The sequence below is a fragment of the Collimonas sp. OK242 genome, from assembly GCF_900107095.1.
Lineage (GTDB): Bacteria > Pseudomonadota > Gammaproteobacteria > Burkholderiales > Burkholderiaceae_D > Collimonas.
On sequence record NZ_FNOR01000002.1, the window covers coordinates 145,859 to 163,642 of the forward strand.

A 17,784-nucleotide genomic window follows, 5' to 3' on the forward strand; every position below is an offset into this window, starting at 1 on the left:
TCGAAAGCGAGGTTGCATGGACAATGAGATGCAAGCAGATTACATCATCATCGGCGCCGGTATTGCCGGTGCATCGATCGCCTATTGGCTCGCGCCGCACGCACGCGTGATCATCCTTGAGCGCGAGTCGCAGCCCGGCTATCACAGTACCGGCCGTTCGGCGGCGTTGTATATGGAAAGCTACGGACCGCCGCAGGTACGCGCCATGACCTGCGCCAGCCGTGCTTTCTTCGACCATCCGCCGCCGGGCTTTGCCGGCCATCCACTGCTCATACCGCGCGGCGCCTTGATGTTTGCGACGCAGGATCAGCTGGCTGAACTGGATAAGCACGAAGCGATCGTACGTTCCGTGTCGGATAAAGTCGAACGTCCCGATGCCGAGCAGGCCTGCCGGCGCGTACCGGTATTGCGCCGCGAACTGGTGGCAGCTGCGGTCTATGAGGCGGATGCCGCCGATATCGATGTGCATGCCTTGCACCAGGGATTCCTGCGCGGAGCCAAGGCTGGGGCGGCCGGGGCTAAGCTGATTTGCGATGCGGCAGTGCTGGCGTTGGCATATCGGACGCAAACCTGGGAAATCACCACCACGCAGGGCAGGTTCAGTGCGCCGGTAGTAATCAATGCTGCCGGCGCCTGGGCCGACGTTATCGGACAGATGGCCGGCGCCGCCCATATAGGACTGGCGCCCATGCGGCGCTCGGCATTCACTTTCCAGCCGCCGGCCGGCATGGATGTATCGTCATGGCCGCTGTTCATGCGGATTGATGAATCCTTTTATGTCAAGCCGGATGCCGGCATGCTGCTCGGCTCTCCCGCCAATGTGGATCCGGTGGCGCCGCACGACGTCCAGGCCGAAGAGCTCGATATCGCGATTGCGATCGATCACATACAAAACTTGACGACACTTCATGTACGCCGGCCCAGCCATGTCTGGGCCGGTTTGCGCTCGTTCGTCGCGGACGGCAGCCTGGTTGCCGGTTTCGATCAACAGCTGGCGGGATTTTTCTGGGCTGCCGGGCAAGGCGGCTACGGCATTCAATCGGCGCCGGCGGCCGGAGAAGCGTATGCCGCAATGCTGCGCGGCTTGCCGATCCCGGATCACATACTGGCGCACGGGGTCGACGCTGCCGCGCTCAGTCCCGCACGCTTGAGCGGAAAAGATGGGGATGGCGGGTCGAGCGGCATTTAAGATGATTTCTTACCGTGCGCCTTGCGGATGCCCGCGCCGCGCACCGGTGAATCAACCGTTCAACCGTTGCGGAACAGGAAGCTGTAAGCGTTAAGTGCGGGTACTCCGCCCAGGTGGGCATACAGTACCTTGGAACCTGCGGGGAATTCGCCCAGCCGCACTTTTTCTATCATGCCGTGCATCGACTTGCCTTCGTAGACCGGGTCAGTCAACATGCCTTCCATGCGCGCGCACAGGCGGATGGCTTCCAGCGTGCCGTCGTTCGGCAAACCGTATTCCGGACCGCCGAAACGGGTATCCAGCACGACATCCTTGGCGCTGATGTCGCGCCCCAGTTCGACCAGCCCCGCGGTATTTTTCGCGATACGCAGGATCTGCTCGAAGGTCTGTTGCGGTTTGGCCGAAGCGTCGATGCCGATCACGCGGTCGGCGCGGCCGTCGGCGGCAAAACCGACCAGCATGCCGGCTTGCGTGCTGCCGGTTACCGAGCAGGTGACGATGTAGTCGAACTTGAAACCCAGCTCGGCTTCCTGCTGCCTAACTTCTTCGGCAAAACCGACGAATCCCAGGCCGCCGCGCGGATGCTCGGAACAGCCGGCAGGGATAGGGAAGGGCTTGCCGCCGGCCTTGCGTACATCTTCCATGGCCTGTTCCCAGCTTTGCCGGATGCCGATATCGAAGCCGGCGCTGTCCAGCCGCACATCAGCGCCCATGATGCGCGACATCTCGATATTGCCGACCCGGTCATACACGGCATCCGAATAGTTCACCCAATTCTCTTGCACCAATACGCACTTGAGGCCCAGGTGCGCAGCCACCGCTGCCACCTGGCGCGTTTGATTCGACTGGATGCCGCCGATGGAAACCAGGGTGTCGTAGCCGCCTTCCAACGCTTCAGGGATCAGGTATTCGAGCTTGCGGGTCTTGTTGCCGCCGAAGGCCAGGCCGCTGTTGCAGTCTTCGCGTTTGGCGTAAAGCTCGACCTGGCCGCCGAGATGAGCGCTTAGCCGTTTCAGCGGCTGGATAGGCGTCGGTCCGAAAGTAAGCTGGTGACGTGGAAATTTTTTCAGGTTCATGGCAACGGCTCCTGGGGTTGGGGTGGGAGTGGGTATCCACGCATCAAAGCTGGCAAAGAAAACAGGCATGCTCAAATCCAGCATTCATTGATGTTGAGATCAAATCCATATTAAAATCAATCGCAAGAAACATGGTTGCAAGTTCTTTCAATTATTCAGACTTAAAATATGAATATTAAAAATATAGTTATCTTTTATTTTGACTAAATGCATATGAAAGCAACAAAATTGCGTTCAAAGGCGTCGCCCGCTGATGCCGCCGGCGAAACCATGGATCGCACCGACCGGGCGATCCTCAGGGCGCTGCAGCGCGACGCCTCGGTGTCGAATGTGGCGTTGGCGGCCAAGGTCAATCTGAGCGCTCCCGCATGTCTGCGAAGAGTCGAGCGGCTCAAGGAGTTGGGGTTGATCAAGGGGATCGTGGCGCTGCTCGATCCGCGTGCCCTGGATGCCGGCACCTTGGTGATGATCGGCGTGGTGCTGGACCGGTCGACGCCGGAGTCGTTTGCCGATTTCGAGCGGGCAGCGCAAAAGGTGTCGGGCTGCCTCGAATGCCATGTGGTGACAGGAGAGTTCGATTACTTCATGCTGTTGCGGACCAAGGATAACGACAGTTACAACCGCCTCCATGCAGAGCAGCTGCTGTATTTGCCGGGAGTGCGGCAAATCCGCACATTCATGGTGCTCAAGCAGGTTCTCTCAACCACCCAGCTGCCGATCTAGCACGCGATTGCCCGTGCTGGGCCGACTTGCATCCGCTAATGTCGAGCTGTCGATTTACTGTGACCTCAGATGATTCAACAGATAGTCCAGGAATGTCTCGACCACGCGCGGCAGGTTGCGCCCGATCAAGGTTTGCACTTCGACCTGGCGTCCATCCAGGCCGCGGTCGCGGATCGGCAGCATGGCCATTTTTCCCTCCGCGACCCGGTCCCGAACCGATACTTCGCCGGAGACGGAGACGCCGCCGCCGTACATCACAAAATTGTACAAGGCCTCGACATAGTTGCTGGTCAGCACCGGCTCGAACAGCAATTGCTGGCGGTTGCAGGCAATGTCGAACAATTGGCGCAAGGTGGTGTTCGGTTCCGGCAGGGCGATCGGATAGGCGACCAATTGCGATAGCGACACCTGCTTGAACTGGCTCAGCGGATGGTCTTTGCGCATGACGGCCATGACCGGAGCGGGCTGCTGGTGCACGACCTTGATATTCGGCTCAGGGATGCGGCTGAAGGTGAGGCCGATATCCGCATTACCCTCGCGCACCTGGCGCGAAACGCTGGCTGGCGGCCCCACATACAACTGGAATACGATCGCCGGATATTTTTTCTGGAAATCCGCGACCAGGCGCGGCAGGAAATCGATGGCGAAACCTTCCGTGCTGGCGATCCTGATCCTGCCGCTCTTCAATCCTTTGAGCGACAGCAGATCCGTTACTACGCGGTCGGCTTCCAATGCCGCCTTGAGCGCATGCGCGGCCAGCACTTCGCCGCCGGCGCTGAGCACCATGCCGCGCGGGCGGCGCTCGAACAGCACGGTATCCAGAATCTGCTCCAGGCCGCTGATCTGCCGGCTGATTGCTGAACTCGCTACGTTGAGGCGCTGCGAAGCCTCGCTGATCGAGCCGCAGCGAACGACTTCGAGAAAATAGCGCAGCGACGTTTCTTGCAATTGATGCGATTTCATGGAAATGGCCTCATCTCTAATTTTTTCTGACGTTTTCTGCGTTCCATTTTCAGCAACGCAGAGTTAGAAATTTGATAGTTGTTGCAAGTTGCATTGTGGCCTAGTATCAATTCGAAGCCACGGTTTTTCCAGAAAAATTCTCGAAAAGGATGTTTGTGATGACAATTTCCACTGCCCGGATGCGCTGTATCCTGTTCGCCGTCGCTGCCACCGCTACTACCTTTTCGGCATCGGCGCTGGCCGGCAAGGCCAACGATACGCTGGTCTACGCGTCCGACAGCGAGGTTGAGAATATCGGTCCTTATCACAACAATTTGCGCGAAGGAGTCATCATTGCGCACCTGGCGTGGGATACATTGGTATATCGCGATCCCAAAACCAACGAATACAAACCGCAACTGGCGACTTCCTGGAAATGGGAGTCGCCGACTGCGCTGGTGCTGGATTTGCGCCAAGGCGTCACGTTCCACAACGGCGACAAGTTCAGCGCCGACGATGTCGTGTTTACCTTCAACTACGTGGCTTCCCCGGAATCCAAGGTAGTTACGCGCCAGAATACCGATTGGATAAAAAGCGCCGAAAAGCTGGGCGAGTATCGGGTGCGGATCAACCTGAAACAGCCGTTCCCTGCGGCGCTCGAATACCTGTCCGGTCCGACGCCGATCTATCCCGCGGCGTATTTCAAGAAGGTTGGCGTGGAAGGATTCAGCAAGGCGCCAATCGGCACCGGTCCTTACCGCATCGTCAGTGTCGCCCCGGGGCAGGGCGTGAGCATGGTCAAGAACAGCGCTTACTTCAAGGACAGTCCGCTAGGCCAGCCGAAGATAGCTAATTTGAAATTCGTTGTGATACCCGATCCGGAAACCCGGGTTGCGCAGCTGATGACCGGTGCAATCGACTGGATCTGGCGGGTGGCCGCCGACCAAGCCGACGCGATGCGCAGCATGCCGAACATCACGGTGCAGAGCGGCGAGACCATGCGCATCGGTTTCCTGACCATGGATAGCACCGGCAGCTCGGCAGCGAATTCGCCGTTCAAGGACGTACGCGTACGGCAGGCCGTGAATTATGCCGTCAACCGCAACGGCCTGGCCGGCAGCCTGGTGCGCGGCGGCAGCCAGCCGGTGTATGCGGCCTGTTTCCGCGCGCAATTCGGATGCGAAACCAAGGCGGTCGTCAAATATGAATACAATCCGGCGAAGGCCAAGGCTCTGCTGGCCGAAGCCGGGTATCCGAAAGGATTCGACACCGAGATCTATGCATATCGCGAGCGGGAATATGCGGAAGCCCTGATCGGCGATTTGCACAAGATCGGCATCAATGCCCGTCTGCATTACATGAAATTTGCCGCCTTGCAAACCGAATACCGCGCCGGCAAGACGCCGATGACCTTTCAGGCGTGGGGCTCGTTTTCAGTGAACGACACTTCCGCCTTCACCGGCGTCTGGTTTAAGGGCGGCGCTGACGATGTAAGCAAGGATGCGCAGGTAAAAACCTGGTTGGATACGGCCGATTCCTCGCTCGATGCCGCGGTGCGCAAGGAAAACTACAGCAAGGCATTGCAGCGCATTTCGCAGCAGGCGCTGGCGGCTCCGCTATTTTCCTATTCCACCAATTACGCCTACACGTCAGCGTTGAAATTCCAAGGCTACCCGGACGAATTGCCGCGCTTCTACGAGGCCAGCTGGAAATAATCCGCGGTCCGGCCCCGGCCATTCATTCGAGAACGACGCCGGGATCGACGCCAGCCATTTCAAACCAGCCAGGGCAGCCATCACCATGTTGAACTACATCCTTCGTCGTTTAATGATCGCGTTGAGCGTCGCCATCACGGTATCCGTGGTCAGCTTCATGTTGTTGCATCTGTCCGGCGATCTGGCCGCCGCCATCGCCGGGCCGGAAGCCAGCGCGGCGCAAGTGGAGGCGATACGCACCCAATACGGCCTGGACCGGCCGCTTACGGCGCAATTTGCCGACTGGCTGTGGAATGCGGTGCGGCTGGATTTCGGACGTTCCTACTATTTCCAGAGTTCCGTCATGGAACTGGTCGCGGAGCGGTTGCCGATCACCCTCAAGCTCGGCGGCATCGCGCTGCTGCTTGCGGTATTCGTGGCGATCCCGCTGGGCGTGCTGGCGGCGATTTTCCGTGACACCTGGCTGGACCGGCTGGCTTTGCTGATAGCGGTGATCGGCCAAGCCATGCCCAGTTTCTGGTTCGGCCTGACCTTGATCGTGATCTTTGCGGTCGGCCTGCACTGGCTGCCGGTGGCGGGCAATACCACCTGGCAGCATTTCGTACTGCCAGCCATTGCGCTGGGCTATTACGCGACGCCGGCGATGATGCGGCTGACGCGCGCCGGCATGCTCGATGTGCTTGATTCGGATTACATACGCACCGCCAGAGCCAAAGGCCTGAGCAGGAGCCGCGTGATTCTCAAGCATGCGCTGCGCAATGCGGTGATTCCGGTGGTTGCCCTGGCTGCGGTGGAAATGGGGTTCATGCTGGGCGGCTCGGTAGTGATCGAATCGGTCTACTCGCTGCAAGGCCTGGGACAACTGGCGTGGGATGCGATCTCGCGCAACGATTATCCGGTGGTGCAAGCGGTGGTGCTGATCATCGCGGTGTTTTATATCGCACTGACTTTCCTGGCCGACGTGATCAACGCCGTGCTTGATCCACGCATCCGCACTCGCTAAGGGAATCGTATGTCGTCTCCGTTGTCGCCTCAGCTGCCGTCCTCGTTGACTGCTGCAGCAATGTCATCCTCCGCCGCTTTGCAAGCCGTGCCGGCGCCAGCCCCGATGTGGCATAGCAAGCTGCGCAGATTTCTTGGCGATCACGGCCTGGCATTGGGAACGGCAGTGCTTGTCCTGATCGTGCTGACAGCGCTGTTTGCACCCTGGCTGGCGCCGCACGATCCTTACAGCCAGGATGTCACGCAACGCCTGATTCCGCCGGTCTGGCACGCCAATGGCAGCTGGCTGCATGCGCTCGGCACCGACAAGCTCGGGCGCGATTATCTGAGCCGCTTGATATTCGGCGCCCGCGTGTCGCTATTGATCGGCTTTTCGGCGGCGTTGATTTCAGGCTTGATAGGAAGCACGCTGGGCGTGCTGGCCGGTTACTTCGGCGGCCGCGTCGATGCCGTGATCAGCTACATCATCACGACCCGGCTAGCCATGCCGGTGGTGCTGGTGGCGCTAGCGGTGGCGTCGCTGGCCGGCGGTTCGCTCAAGGTGGTCATCGTATTGCTGGGCCTGCTGCTGTGGGACCGCTTCGCGGTGGTCACGCGCTCCGCCACCCAGCAATTGCGCGATGCCGAGTTCATCGCTTCGGCCCAGGTGCTGGGGGCGTCGACGCCTTACATCCTGCTGCGCGAAATCCTGCCCAATATCATGAGCGCGCTGATCGTGGTGGCGACGCTGGAAATGGCGCATGCGATCCTGCTGGAAGCGACGCTGTCGTTTCTCGGCCTCGGCGTGCAGCCGCCGACTCCTTCATGGGGGCTGATGGTGGCCGAGGGCAAGGCCTATATGTTTTTCCAGCCCTGGGTAATCCTGATTCCCGGCATCGCGCTGATATTACTGGTATTGGCGATCAACCTGGTCGGCGACGGCCTGCGCGACATGAATGCTCCCGATGGCCGCAATTGAATCGGCTTCCTCGATGAACGTCAGAACACGAGTGCAACCAGGAGTCCGGTATGAACACACTGCTTGATGTAAAAGACCTGCGGGTAGATTTGCCGACGGAGCATGGCATGCTGCACGCGGTGCGCGGCATCGATTTCCAGGTCAGGCGCGGCGAGATGCTGTGCCTGGTCGGCGAGTCGGGATGCGGCAAATCGATGACATCGCTGGCGTTGATGGGCTTGTTGCCGCGCAAGGCGCAGCGCAGCGCCGCTCACATCCGTTTCGACGGCATCGATCTGCAGCAGCTGCCGGAACGCAAGATGGCGGACCTGCGCGGCCAGCGCATGGCCATGATTTTCCAGGATCCGATGACCTCGCTCAATCCGTCCTATACGCTGGGCAATCAATTGTGCGAAGCCTTGCTCCAGCATCGCCAGGTGTCGTATGCGGAAGCCCGCGATAGGGCGATTTACCTGTTGCACCGCACCGGGATCAAGAATGCCGAGGACCGCATGCGGCAGTACCCGCACCAGCTGTCAGGCGGCTTGCGCCAGCGCGTGATGATCGCGATGGCGCTGATGTGTGAACCGGATCTGATCATCGCCGACGAACCGACTACCGCGCTGGATGTCACGATACAGGCGCAGATTCTGCGGATGATAAGAGAATTGCAAAAGGAATTCGGCAGCGCAGTGGTATTCATCACGCACGATCTGGGTGTGGTGGCGCGCATCGCCGATCGCGTGGCGGTCATGTACGCCGGCGAGATAGTCGAAACGGCGCCGGTCGCGCAGCTGTTCGCCCGCCCCAGCCATCCATACACGCGCGGCTTGCTCAACTGCATTCCGGTGCGCGGCAAGACGCCGCCGGGCAGCCGCCTGGCGGCGATACCGGGCGTGGTGCCGAGCCTGGTCGGACCGGTGCAGGGTTGCGCCTTTCGCAACCGCTGTCCGCAGGCGCACGATGGCTGCGAGCAGTTGCCGCCGAATGTCGCCATCCAGGATGCGCATTATGCACGCTGCAACAGCGTTCATCCGCATGGCGCGGAGGTGGCGGCATGAGTAGGATCGGCGAAGAACAGGGCGGCAACACTGGCAGCAGCGACATCGCATTGGAATTGTGTGCGCTAAGCCGGACTTTCAAAGTGAATCGCGGCTTTTTTCAGGCCGAAGGTGAAATCAAAGCCGTCAACGATGTCTCGCTGCGCCTGTATCGCGGCGAGACGCTGGGACTGGTCGGCGAGTCCGGCTGCGGCAAGAGTACGCTGGCCAAAATGCTGCTGGGCCTGCTTGAACCGAGTTCAGGAAATGTGCTGATCAATGGCATGGAGATCGATCCGGCGCAGCGCATGGCTGCGGCGCGCCATATCCAGCCGATATTCCAGGATCCGTATTCGTCGCTGAATCCACGCAAGACCGTGTCGCAAATCGTCGGCCTGCCGCTCAAGCTGCATGGTATCGGCAACGCCGCCGAGCAACGCAGCAAGTTGCGCGAGATGCTGGATCTGGTCGGTATGCCGGAACGCACTCATCATCAATACCCGAACCAGCTATCCGGCGGACAGCGCCAGCGCGTGGCGATCGCCCGTGCGCTGATTCTGCGGCCCGCCATCCTTATCTGCGACGAGCCGACGTCTGCGCTCGATGTATCGGTGCAAGCGCAGATACTGAACCTGCTGCTCGACCTGAAGCGAGAATTCGGTCTGACTTATCTGTTCATCAGTCACGATCTCGCCGTGGTCGAACATCTGGTGGATCGCGTCGCGGTGATGCATCAGGGCAGCATCGTCGAACTGGAGACGCGCGAAAAGATCTTTTCGCAGGCTCAGCATCCGTATACGCGGATGTTGCTGGCGTCGGCATTGTCGCCGGAACCTGGTCTCGGCATTCCGGACATCGTCCTGCAGGCTTCGCCGGCGGACGCCATGCAATAGCTCCATAAATACCTGCTGCAGGAACGCAAAAACCATCTACCCTTGGCATCGGTTGAGCGCCGATGCCGCCGTCAATCGAGGAAAACAATATGAGCAGAACAGAAGCTATCGCCAAGGCCAGCGCCTATTTCGACGACGGACGATTCCGGGAAACCCTGGCGCGCCGCGTCGCGCTGCGTACCGAGAGCCAGGAGGCCGGCAGCGGGCCCATCCTGCGAGCGTATCTGGAAGAGCAGATCGTGCCTGAACTGAGCACGCTGGGCTTTAGCTGCCAGATCGTCGCCAATCCGCTGGCTGGCGGCAGCCCGTTCCTGCTTGCCGAGCGGATCGAGCAGGGCGCTGCATTCACCGTTCTTACCTATGGTCACGGCGATGTCGTACGCGGCTACGACAGCCAATGGCGCAGCGGCCTGAATCCATGGGAAATCATCGTCGAGGGCGATCGCTGGTACGGCCGCGGCGCCGCCGACAACAAAGCGCAGCATACGATCAACTTCGCCGCGCTGGCGCAAGTGCTGGCGGTGCGCCACGGCAAGCTCGGCTACAACGTCAAGGTGATCCTGGAGATGGGTGAGGAGATCGGCTCCCCCGGTCTGAAGGAAATCTGCGCGCTGCAGGCTGAGCGTCTGGCGGCCGACGTGTTCATCGCATCCGACGGCCCGCGCGTTGCCGCCGCCAAGCCGACAATGTTCCTGGGCTCGCGCGGCGGCTGCAATTTCGATCTGCGGGTCAAACTGCGCGATGGTGCGCATCACTCCGGCAACTGGGGCGGCCTGTTGCGCAATCCCGGTGTACGGCTGGCCAATGCGATCGCCAGCCTGATCGATGAAAAAGGATGCATCCGCGTCGCCCAGCTGTTGCCGGACAACTTGCCGCAGAGCGTGCGCGACGCGCTTGACGGCGTCGAGGTCGGCGGCTCTGCGGGCGACCCGGATGTCGACAGCGGCTGGGGCGAACCGGGTCTATCGCCTGCGGAGCGCGTATTCGGCTGGAATACGCTGGAGGTGCTGGCGATGAAGACCGGCAATCCGGAGGCGCCGGTGAATGCGATTCCGGGCCACGCATTCGCGCATTGCCAGATCCGCTATGTGGTCGGCAGCGACAGCAAGAATTTCCTGACGCACATCCGCAGCCATCTCGATGCGCATGGCTACGATGATGTCGAGGTGCTGCCATCCGGGACCCAATTCGAGGCCACCCGTCTCGATCCGGATGACGCCTGGGTGCGCTGGGGCCTGGCCTCGATGCAACGCACCACCGGTACGGCGCCGACGCTGTTGCCGAATCTGGGCGGATCGCTGCCAAATGATGTCTTTGCCGATGTACTGGGCTTGCCAACGCTATGGGTGCCGCATTCCTATCCTGCATGCTCGCAACATGCGCCCAACGAGCATATTCTGGCCAGTGTATCGCGCGAATCGCTGCAGATCATGGCCGGCATGTTCTGGGATCTGGCCGAAGAGGGCGGACAAGTCCATGCGCAAAGGGCATAAGGACGCGTAGCCAGGAAGTTTACAATTCTTTCTTACGATTTTGCGTCTTTCACAAAATATCGAGGCAAGCGATGAAACAAGAAATACAATATTCTCAGTTGGCGGATTTGAACGACGCAAAGGATGAATTAATCGAGATTCGGCGCCATATCCATCGGCATCCGGAACTATCGTATGAAGAATTCGATACCTCGGACCTGGTCGCAGCCAAGCTGCAAGCATGGGGTTATGCGGTCACGCGCAACATAGGCGGCACCGGCCTGGTGGGCACCCTGAAGGTCGGCGACAGCCGGCGCTGCATAGGCATCCGGGCCGACATGGACGCCTTGCCTATCCGTGAAAAAACCGGCTTGCCCTACGCCAGTTGTCATGACGGGAAAATGCATGCATGCGGACATGATGGACACACCACGATGCTATTGGGCGCAGCCCGGCATCTGGCCCGTACCCGCAATTTCCATGGCACCGTCAACTTGATCTTCCAGCCGGCCGAAGAAGCCGGATCCAACAGCGGCGCCGAACAAATGCTGCGCGACGGCTTGTTCGAACGATTTCCCTGCGATGCCATTTTCGGCATGCACAACCATCCCGGCTTCCCGACCGGCACCTTCATGTTTCGCGCGGGCCCCTTCATGGCCGCCTGCGATACGGTAAAGGTTTGCATCACGGGCCGGGGAGGGCATGCAGCCCGGCCGCATCTGTCGATTGATCCGGTGGTGGTCGCCAGCAGCCTGGTAATGGCTTTACAGACTATTGTCGCGCGCAATATCGATCCGGCGGAGATGGCCGTGGTCACCGTGGGCGCGCTGCACGCCGGTCATGCCGCCAACGTGATTCCAGAGCAGGCCACGCTGGAGCTGAGCGTGCGTTCATTCGATCCTGAAGTCCGCCGCCTGCTGGAGCAGAGAATCCGCGCATTGATCGAGGCACATGTCGAAGGATATGGCGCGCAAGCCGGGATTGATTATATTCACGGCTATCCGGTGCTGGTCAATTCCGACTCGGAAACGGCATTCGCGATGCAAGTCGCCGAGGAGCTGGTCGGCTCGGAAAATGTGATGTCGCCGTTTCCAGCGATCGCCGGCAGCGAGGATTTCGCATACTTTCTGCAGCAACGTCCCGGCTGTTTCGTCCGGCTGGGGAATGGAGTGGGCAAGCCCATGCTGCATAACGCCGCTTACGATTTCAACGATGATAACGTCACCGTCGGAGCGGCTTACTGGAGCCGGCTGGTTGAACGGTTTTTGTCTCGTTAACCCTTATTATGGAAAACTTCCCGTTAGAAACTGGCCGTGTTTATTTGCATCCAAAATGGACCCACTTTGCCGCATAATTTGCACACGAAACTGCCCCACGTTTAAGACACAATCCTGCTCACAACATTGAGTAGGGGATTGGAGTGATCGACGTGGCATTACTAGGTATTATTCGACGCTGGCACATTCGCGACCAGGTCCCACTACTTGCTCGGCCTTGTATTTCGGTCTTGTATATCAAGGATATGGCGGGCGCCGCATGTGGAACAAGGCGTCCGCCGTCACTTCGAAATAGTCGGCTGGTCCGCCGCCCCGCAGGATCGGATGCGCAGCAGCCGTATCGTAGCTGCCGTTTTTTAACATAGCCTGGTCGATGTGCACGCCGACTACCTCGCCCAACACCAACCATGTCTCGACTTCGCCGCCGGCGGCGGTGGTCAACTGCAGTATCTGGCTGCAGCGGCATTCGAACGCAACCGGACTTTCTGCCACACGCGGCACCCTGACGATACGTCCAGGCACAGGAGTTAGGCCAGCCAAACCGAACTCGTCTGTTTCGGGCGGCGCCGGCGCGGCACTGCGATTCATTGCCTCTGCCAGGGGCCGAGTCGCCAGATTCCACACAAATTCACCGGTTTGCTCAATATTGTTCAGGCTGTCCTTACGGCCGATGCTGGCAAAACCGATGATGGGCGGCGTGTAATTGAATGCATTGAAAAAACTGTAGGGCGCCAGATTCAGCACGCCGTTAGCCGCGTGCGACGCGATCCAGCCGATCGGACGCGGGCCGACAATGGCATTGAAGGGATCATGCGCCAATCCATGTCCTTTGGCCGGCTCGTAAAAATGCTTCTCGTCTGTCATGCGCAATTCCATCGTCGTCAAATGTGAGGCATAAGGTTGTCTTGCTCCGGATCGACAGTTTCTTCTGTTTCAATTCGAATTCTTGCTAATACTAACCGAACTCGCACAGCTAATTCAGCGCAAGTGCGACACCGGCCTTGTTATAAGAAATCTCGCGCGCGGTCCTCAAATCTAGGCTCGGATACGAGAAAAAACAACTAGCCTTTTTCTAGTCGCCATTCCGGTAATTTTTTGGGATGCTTAGCTCGTTAAGTGCGTACGCAAAGGCAATCCGCAAGAATATCCAGAAGCGTTAGCAGGACTCACACCACCATTTAAAGTGAAGTGTCGATCTTAGAATCCCAGGAACTGGAATGAAACTAAAGTCCGTAACCAGTATGTGCATGCTGTTCGCCAGCACAATCTGTCATGCACAGAGCACATCCGTCCAAGTCTACGGCCGGATGAATGCAGCCGTCGAAGATTTTCACGACACTAGCGATGCGAAAGGTCAGAATTCAACGGTCTACCGCGTCTCAAACAATCGCTCTGTCCTTGGGTTCAAAGGAGATGAGGATTTGGGAGGCGGTCTGCAGGCAATTTTCCAGATTGAAGGAGCGGTATCTGTGGACACGGGGGGCGGTGGCATTGCAACGCGTGACACCCGCGTGGGATTGCAGGGACCAAGGGGGACCTTGTTCGCAGGAAACTGGACCACCCCCTATAATTCGGCTACGTCTTCGCTCGATCCGTTTTATCCGACGACGGCTGGCTATATGAGCATTATGGGAAATGGTTCAGCATCCACGGCAGACAATGTCAGCGATACCTCTTCGTTTGATAGGCGTCAGCAGAATAGCTTGCACTACTGGACACCGGAGTGGCGCGGCTTTTCGGCGCAGATCGCCCACGGCTTTAATGAAGGAGTAGTGGTGGCGGGCGCCAAGCCATCCCTCACTTCCGCCGCATTCATCTATGAAAGCGGTCCGTATTATGTGACTCTTGCGCAGGAGCTTCATCACGAATACCAAGGCCCCGGACTTAGAGATGTCGGCACAAAAATTGCAATAGCCTACAAATTTGGAAATAGCCGCGTTTCGGCAATCGCTGAAAAACTGAGATATGAAACATTGACCGGGGGACTGGAGCGGAAGTCTTACTACATATCTGCCACGCATCAGATAGAAAGGCATGTCTTGCGTTTCGGACTTGCGTTCGCGGACGATGTGACCGGCGCTTCAACCAAAAAAATCGGCTACATGAAGAAAGGCAAAGATACCGGAGCAATGCATGCGACGTTAGGCTACGACTATAATTTCTCCAAACGCACGAGCATTTTCGTCTATTACACGTACTTGAGAAATGAAAAAAACGGGATCTATGATATGGCAATAAATAGCCTGGGAGTCACACCTGGCGCAACGATTCAGGGCGCAGCTCTCGGGATGCGCCATTCTTTTTAAGAATTTAGCGTAACATTTACCCCCATATACGCGTTTGCCCAAGCGGGTCAAAAGAGACCGCTCTGGCCGCCGGCGTGCGTTTTTCGGGGATGGAACATGAGGGTAGAAGGAAAGTACGAGGCATTACCCTTCCGGTGGGTGGCTTTCAATGGGTATCAAAAATTTATAGCGGGTTGGGTTGTCGCATTAATGGCACTGCTATTGCAGCAGACTGCTTTCTCGGCTAGCCGTTCCTCATCGCAGGTTCCGCCAAATCCCATGACCGCCAGTAATGCCATCCCGATAGATATGCATCACACGAGCTGGACTGCAAAGGACGGGGCTCCCCCGGTCATTATCGCAATCGCTCAGACCTCTGATGGCTGGCTGTGGCTTGCGTCGCCTAGCGGTATTTTTCGATTTGACGGTGTTACTTTTGAACGCTTCCGCCCAAACGGAGTGCAGCTTATGTCCAGCAATGTCTGGGGCATGCGCTTGCTGACATCGGGTTCACTCTGGTTCGGCTATGCGGGTGGCGGTTCCAGCGTCTGGAAAGACGGACATCTCCGCAACTTCGGCCTTGAAGAAGGAATGTCAACGGCCACGGTCTACGATTTTGCTGAGGATGGCGCCGATAGGGTCTGGGCTGCGACAAGCCAGGGATTACGTGTTTTTGATGGTAAGCGTTGGCATGAGCCGGCACAGCACTATCATGCGCCGGAAGGCTCATGCACGCTGTTGCAGGACAAAGATAGGAGTGTCTGGGCGCAGTGCGAATCCGGGGCATTCAGATTGCCCCCGCAAGGACAAGCCTTCGTTCAGATGCCAGGTCCCGTGGGTATGGGGCGATTGGTTCAGGGGCCGGATATGACCGTATGGAGCGTAGGAGGTCCCAAAGGCGAGATTGTCGCTCTTAACAATGTAGGTGCGAAGGGGCCGAAACATGCATGGCCACAGCCTCGGGTAAGTGGAGGAACCATGCTGTTCGACCGAGACGCCGAACATCTATGGATTACCCGCGCAGACGGGTTGATCCGAGCTGGTACTGACGGAAGCAACGAGGTTTTTGGCGTCGTACATGGTCTTAGTGGCGCTATTCCAAATAGCATCCTGCAAGATAAAGAGGGCAATATTTGGGTCGGAACTGAGAACGGACTGGATCGTTTCAGGCGTAACGCACTTTCCGGTGTCGCATTGCCTCAAATTTATGGAGACAGCCCGGCACTTTCAGCCGGTGAAAATGGCGCTTTATGGGTCGGGAAAAAGCTTTTGGCCCAACCGACAAAAGAAGCATTTGCAAGTATTCCGCCGGAAAGTGGCGAAGATACCGTCACAGTGCTGTGGAAGGAAGCGCCTGACAGCTTGTGGATCGGGGCAGGAGAGAGCCTGTTTCATCAACGCGGATTAGTACAAGAACAAATTGCCCTGCCTAAGGAAGTCCGGTCTCCACGCATTCATGCCATTGTCCGTGATGCTGAAGGGGCATTGTGGATAGCCGTGTCAAGGGCAGGAACTTATCGGCTACGGGATGGCGTATGGGAGGCTGGCGGCGGCTTCCCGGAACTAAGGCAGAAGGTTCTATGGATGCACGCAGATCGAGATGGTCGGATGTGGTTTGCATGTCGTGGCAATAAAGTGCTGATGCTCAACAGGGGAAAGCTGCAGCAATATGGCGCCGACGAAGGTCTTCAAGTTGGCACGCCTGTGCAGATCAGCGGTAACGGCAACGATATTTTGGTAAGTGGGGAAAACGGCCTGTTCCATTTTAACGGCCAGAAATTCACTTCCATTTTGGGTGTCGGCGATGAGAGCATGCTCGGCGTCTCAGGTATGCTGGAGTTCAATGGAGCGTTGTGGCTGAACGGCACAGCAGGCATCACCAGTATTGATATGGATGAGTTGAGGCACGCGCAGAGAGACCCTGGATATCGCATACAGTTTCGTCGCCTTGACCATAAAGATGGAATGCGCGGCACGGCGACACAATACGAGCCGTTGCCGTCTGCGGTGGCTGGCAGTGATGGTGTTTTGTGGTTCAGTACGACAGCTGGCGTATTCTGGCTGAATCCCTCGAAGGTAATCAAGAATCTCCTTCCGCCACCAGTGTACGTTCGCGGCATCACCACAGAACATGCTGCCTTTCCATTTGTTGCAGGAACACCGGCGCGCTTGCCCCCGCATCCAGGCCGTATCCAGATTGACTACACCGCATTGGGCTTGACTATGCCTGAGCGTATGCGATTCAGCTATCAGTTGGAAGGCGTGGATAGCGGTTGGCAAGACGCCGGTACCAGCAGAACTGCGACATACACCGACCTGGGGCCGGGAGAATATCGATTCAAAGTAAGGGCCGCCAATAACGATGGCGTATGGAACGATGAGGCTGCAGTTATGCCGTTCTATGTAATCCCTGCCTTTTATCAAACGCTATGGTTCCGAATACTAATGGCGATGTTAATCATCGCTATCCTTTGGGCGATCTATAATTTGCGCATGGCGCAGGTCGCGCGGCAGATACGCGCCCGCATCGAAGAGAGGCTCATGGAGCGTGAACGCATTGCGCGCGAATTACACGACACTTTGCTGCAGGGAATCCAGGCGATGATCCTGCGCGTTCATGCTGCAACGGCGCACGTTCCACCGCACGACCCGGTCCGTGAAAAAATAGACAGCGCGTTGGAGGGCGCAGATACCATGTTGCTGGAAGGACGAGAACGGGTGCACGACCTTCGCGCTCATGACCATTTCGGAGTTGGTGTAGCTGCTTCGATCAAGCTTAGCGGCGCGGCTTTGGCTAAGGAAAACGGCGTGCAGTTCGAATTCGTGGAATCGGCGCAACAGCGCGGCATCATGCCGTTTGTCGGGCATGAGTTGTACCGAATTGCGAATGAAGCGCTCACCAATGCTTTCCTTCACGCTCAGGCTACCCAGGTAAAGGTTGACGTGATGCATGAGCGAAAAGCCTTGATTCTGGTGGTGCGGGACAACGGACGCGGCTTACCCGCGGAAGTGATGCGCTCGGGCCAGCTCGCAGGGCACTGGGGACTGCCCGGCATGCGCGAGCGTGCGAACAAGCTCGGCGCCACCTTGGTGTTAGAGTCTGAGCCAGGAAAGGGAACACTGCTACGGTTGAGTATCCCCGCCATAATGGCTTACAAGCCGTCGCCAAGCCGTTTTGGCTGGATCTTTCGCCGGACGACGTGAGCCGCCGCCCGGCGGTTCTGGCGGAAGAA

General features: G+C 58.2%; 14 protein-coding genes. 11 read left to right on the forward strand and 3 right to left on the reverse strand.

The features are described from left to right. The first annotated feature begins 16 nt into the window (after positions 1 to 16). A complete protein-coding gene (locus BLV81_RS02265; RefSeq protein WP_092351993.1) occupies positions 17 to 1,189 on the forward strand; it encodes an NAD(P)/FAD-dependent oxidoreductase in 1,173 nt (390 codons plus the stop codon). 59 nt (positions 1,190 to 1,248) lie between these two features. Here the strand turns inward: BLV81_RS02265 and BLV81_RS02270 are convergent, their stop codons facing one another. Then, positions 1,249 to 2,265 carry a 1-aminocyclopropane-1-carboxylate deaminase gene (locus BLV81_RS02270; RefSeq protein ID WP_092351995.1) on the reverse strand — a complete coding sequence of 339 codons (1,017 nt, stop codon included), beginning with the start codon at positions 2,263 to 2,265 and terminating at the stop codon, positions 1,249 to 1,251. Positions 2,266 to 2,472: 207 nt separating this feature from the next. Here BLV81_RS02270 and BLV81_RS02275 point away from each other — a divergent pair, with 207 nt between their 5' ends. Then, entirely contained in the window at positions 2,473 to 2,988 is a 516-nt protein-coding gene (locus BLV81_RS02275; protein ID WP_369823783.1) for an Lrp/AsnC family transcriptional regulator, read from the forward strand. 54 nt (positions 2,989 to 3,042) lie between these two features. On the opposite strand, the gene BLV81_RS02280 is transcribed toward BLV81_RS02275, so the two are convergent. Continuing rightward, the gene (locus tag BLV81_RS02280; protein ID WP_092351997.1) at positions 3,043 to 3,951 is read right to left on the reverse strand and encodes a LysR family transcriptional regulator; all 909 of its coding nucleotides are present in this window, start codon (positions 3,949 to 3,951) and stop codon (positions 3,043 to 3,045) included. A gap of 179 nt (positions 3,952 to 4,130) precedes the next feature. Between BLV81_RS02280 and BLV81_RS02285 the strand changes: the two genes are divergently transcribed. From BLV81_RS02285 to BLV81_RS02315, 7 genes are all read left to right on the forward strand, one after another. Further along, a complete protein-coding gene (locus tag BLV81_RS02285; RefSeq protein WP_255364903.1) occupies positions 4,131 to 5,645 on the forward strand; it encodes an ABC transporter substrate-binding protein in 1,515 nt (504 codons plus the stop codon). 85 nt (positions 5,646 to 5,730) lie between these two features. Beyond that, positions 5,731 to 6,648 carry an ABC transporter permease gene (locus BLV81_RS02290; RefSeq protein ID WP_092351999.1) on the forward strand — a complete coding sequence of 306 codons (918 nt, stop codon included), beginning with the start codon at positions 5,731 to 5,733 and terminating at the stop codon, positions 6,646 to 6,648. Between the two features lie 60 nt (positions 6,649 to 6,708). Then, positions 6,709 to 7,605, forward strand: a complete 897-nt coding sequence (locus BLV81_RS02295; protein ID WP_218134241.1) for an ABC transporter permease — start codon at positions 6,709 to 6,711, stop codon at positions 7,603 to 7,605. Between the two features lie 50 nt (positions 7,606 to 7,655). Further along, positions 7,656 to 8,645 (forward strand): ABC transporter ATP-binding protein, encoded by a 990-nt coding sequence (locus BLV81_RS02300; protein WP_092352003.1) that lies wholly within the window; start codon positions 7,656 to 7,658, stop codon positions 8,643 to 8,645. Next, on the forward strand, positions 8,642 to 9,517 hold the full coding sequence (locus BLV81_RS02305) for an ATP-binding cassette domain-containing protein (protein ID WP_092352005.1): 876 nt from the start codon (positions 8,642 to 8,644) through the stop codon (positions 9,515 to 9,517). Before BLV81_RS02300 ends, BLV81_RS02305 begins: the two co-directional genes overlap by 4 nt. Before the next feature lie 89 nt (positions 9,518 to 9,606). Then, positions 9,607 to 11,010: a M20 family metallopeptidase gene (locus BLV81_RS02310; RefSeq protein ID WP_092352339.1), complete on the forward strand. Its 1,404-nt coding sequence runs from the start codon at positions 9,607 to 9,609 to the stop codon at positions 11,008 to 11,010. 71 nt (positions 11,011 to 11,081) lie between these two features. Next, complete coding sequence (locus BLV81_RS02315; protein ID WP_092352006.1) at positions 11,082 to 12,266, forward strand: M20 aminoacylase family protein; 1,185 nt, start codon at positions 11,082 to 11,084, stop codon at positions 12,264 to 12,266. A 237-nt stretch (positions 12,267 to 12,503) separates the two neighbouring features. Here BLV81_RS02315 and BLV81_RS02320 read toward each other — a convergent pair whose 3' ends face one another. Beyond that, positions 12,504 to 13,130 (reverse strand): flavin reductase family protein, encoded by a 627-nt coding sequence (locus BLV81_RS02320; RefSeq protein ID WP_092352341.1) that lies wholly within the window; start codon positions 13,128 to 13,130, stop codon positions 12,504 to 12,506. 353 nt (positions 13,131 to 13,483) lie between these two features. Here BLV81_RS02320 and BLV81_RS02325 point away from each other — a divergent pair, with 353 nt between their 5' ends. Then, a complete protein-coding gene (locus BLV81_RS02325; RefSeq protein WP_255364877.1) occupies positions 13,484 to 14,572 on the forward strand; it encodes a porin in 1,089 nt (362 codons plus the stop codon). A gap of 258 nt (positions 14,573 to 14,830) precedes the next feature. Then, positions 14,831 to 17,755, forward strand: a complete 2,925-nt coding sequence (locus tag BLV81_RS02330) for a sensor histidine kinase (RefSeq protein WP_176992709.1) — start codon at positions 14,831 to 14,833, stop codon at positions 17,753 to 17,755. The last annotated feature ends 29 nt before the right edge of the window (positions 17,756 to 17,784 follow it).

Bases quoted from the DNA above. Each gene is read 5' to 3' on its own strand.
- BLV81_RS02325 (WP_255364877.1), top strand. From the start codon at position 13,484: ATGAAACTAAAGTCCGTAACCAGTATGTGCATGCTGTTCGCCAGCACA.
- BLV81_RS02285 (WP_255364903.1), top strand. From the start codon at position 4,131: ATGCGCTGTATCCTGTTCGCCGTCGCTGCCACCGCTACTACCTTTTCG.
- BLV81_RS02330 (WP_176992709.1), top strand. From the start codon at position 14,831: ATGACCGCCAGTAATGCCATCCCGATAGATATGCATCACACGAGCTGG.
- BLV81_RS02290 (WP_092351999.1), top strand. From the start codon at position 5,731: ATGTTGAACTACATCCTTCGTCGTTTAATGATCGCGTTGAGCGTCGCC.
- BLV81_RS02310 (WP_092352339.1), top strand. From the start codon at position 9,607: ATGAGCAGAACAGAAGCTATCGCCAAGGCCAGCGCCTATTTCGACGAC.
- BLV81_RS02275 (WP_369823783.1), top strand. From the start codon at position 2,473: ATGCATATGAAAGCAACAAAATTGCGTTCAAAGGCGTCGCCCGCTGAT.
- BLV81_RS02270 (WP_092351995.1), bottom strand. From the start codon at position 2,265: ATGAACCTGAAAAAATTTCCACGTCACCAGCTTACTTTCGGACCGACG.
- BLV81_RS02265 (WP_092351993.1), top strand. From the start codon at position 17: ATGGACAATGAGATGCAAGCAGATTACATCATCATCGGCGCCGGTATT.
- BLV81_RS02295 (WP_218134241.1), top strand. From the start codon at position 6,709: ATGTCATCCTCCGCCGCTTTGCAAGCCGTGCCGGCGCCAGCCCCGATG.
- BLV81_RS02315 (WP_092352006.1), top strand. From the start codon at position 11,082: ATGAAACAAGAAATACAATATTCTCAGTTGGCGGATTTGAACGACGCA.
- BLV81_RS02305 (WP_092352005.1), top strand. From the start codon at position 8,642: ATGAGTAGGATCGGCGAAGAACAGGGCGGCAACACTGGCAGCAGCGAC.
- BLV81_RS02300 (WP_092352003.1), top strand. From the start codon at position 7,656: ATGAACACACTGCTTGATGTAAAAGACCTGCGGGTAGATTTGCCGACG.
- BLV81_RS02280 (WP_092351997.1), bottom strand. From the start codon at position 3,951: ATGAAATCGCATCAATTGCAAGAAACGTCGCTGCGCTATTTTCTCGAA.
- BLV81_RS02320 (WP_092352341.1), bottom strand. From the start codon at position 13,130: ATGACAGACGAGAAGCATTTTTACGAGCCGGCCAAAGGACATGGATTG.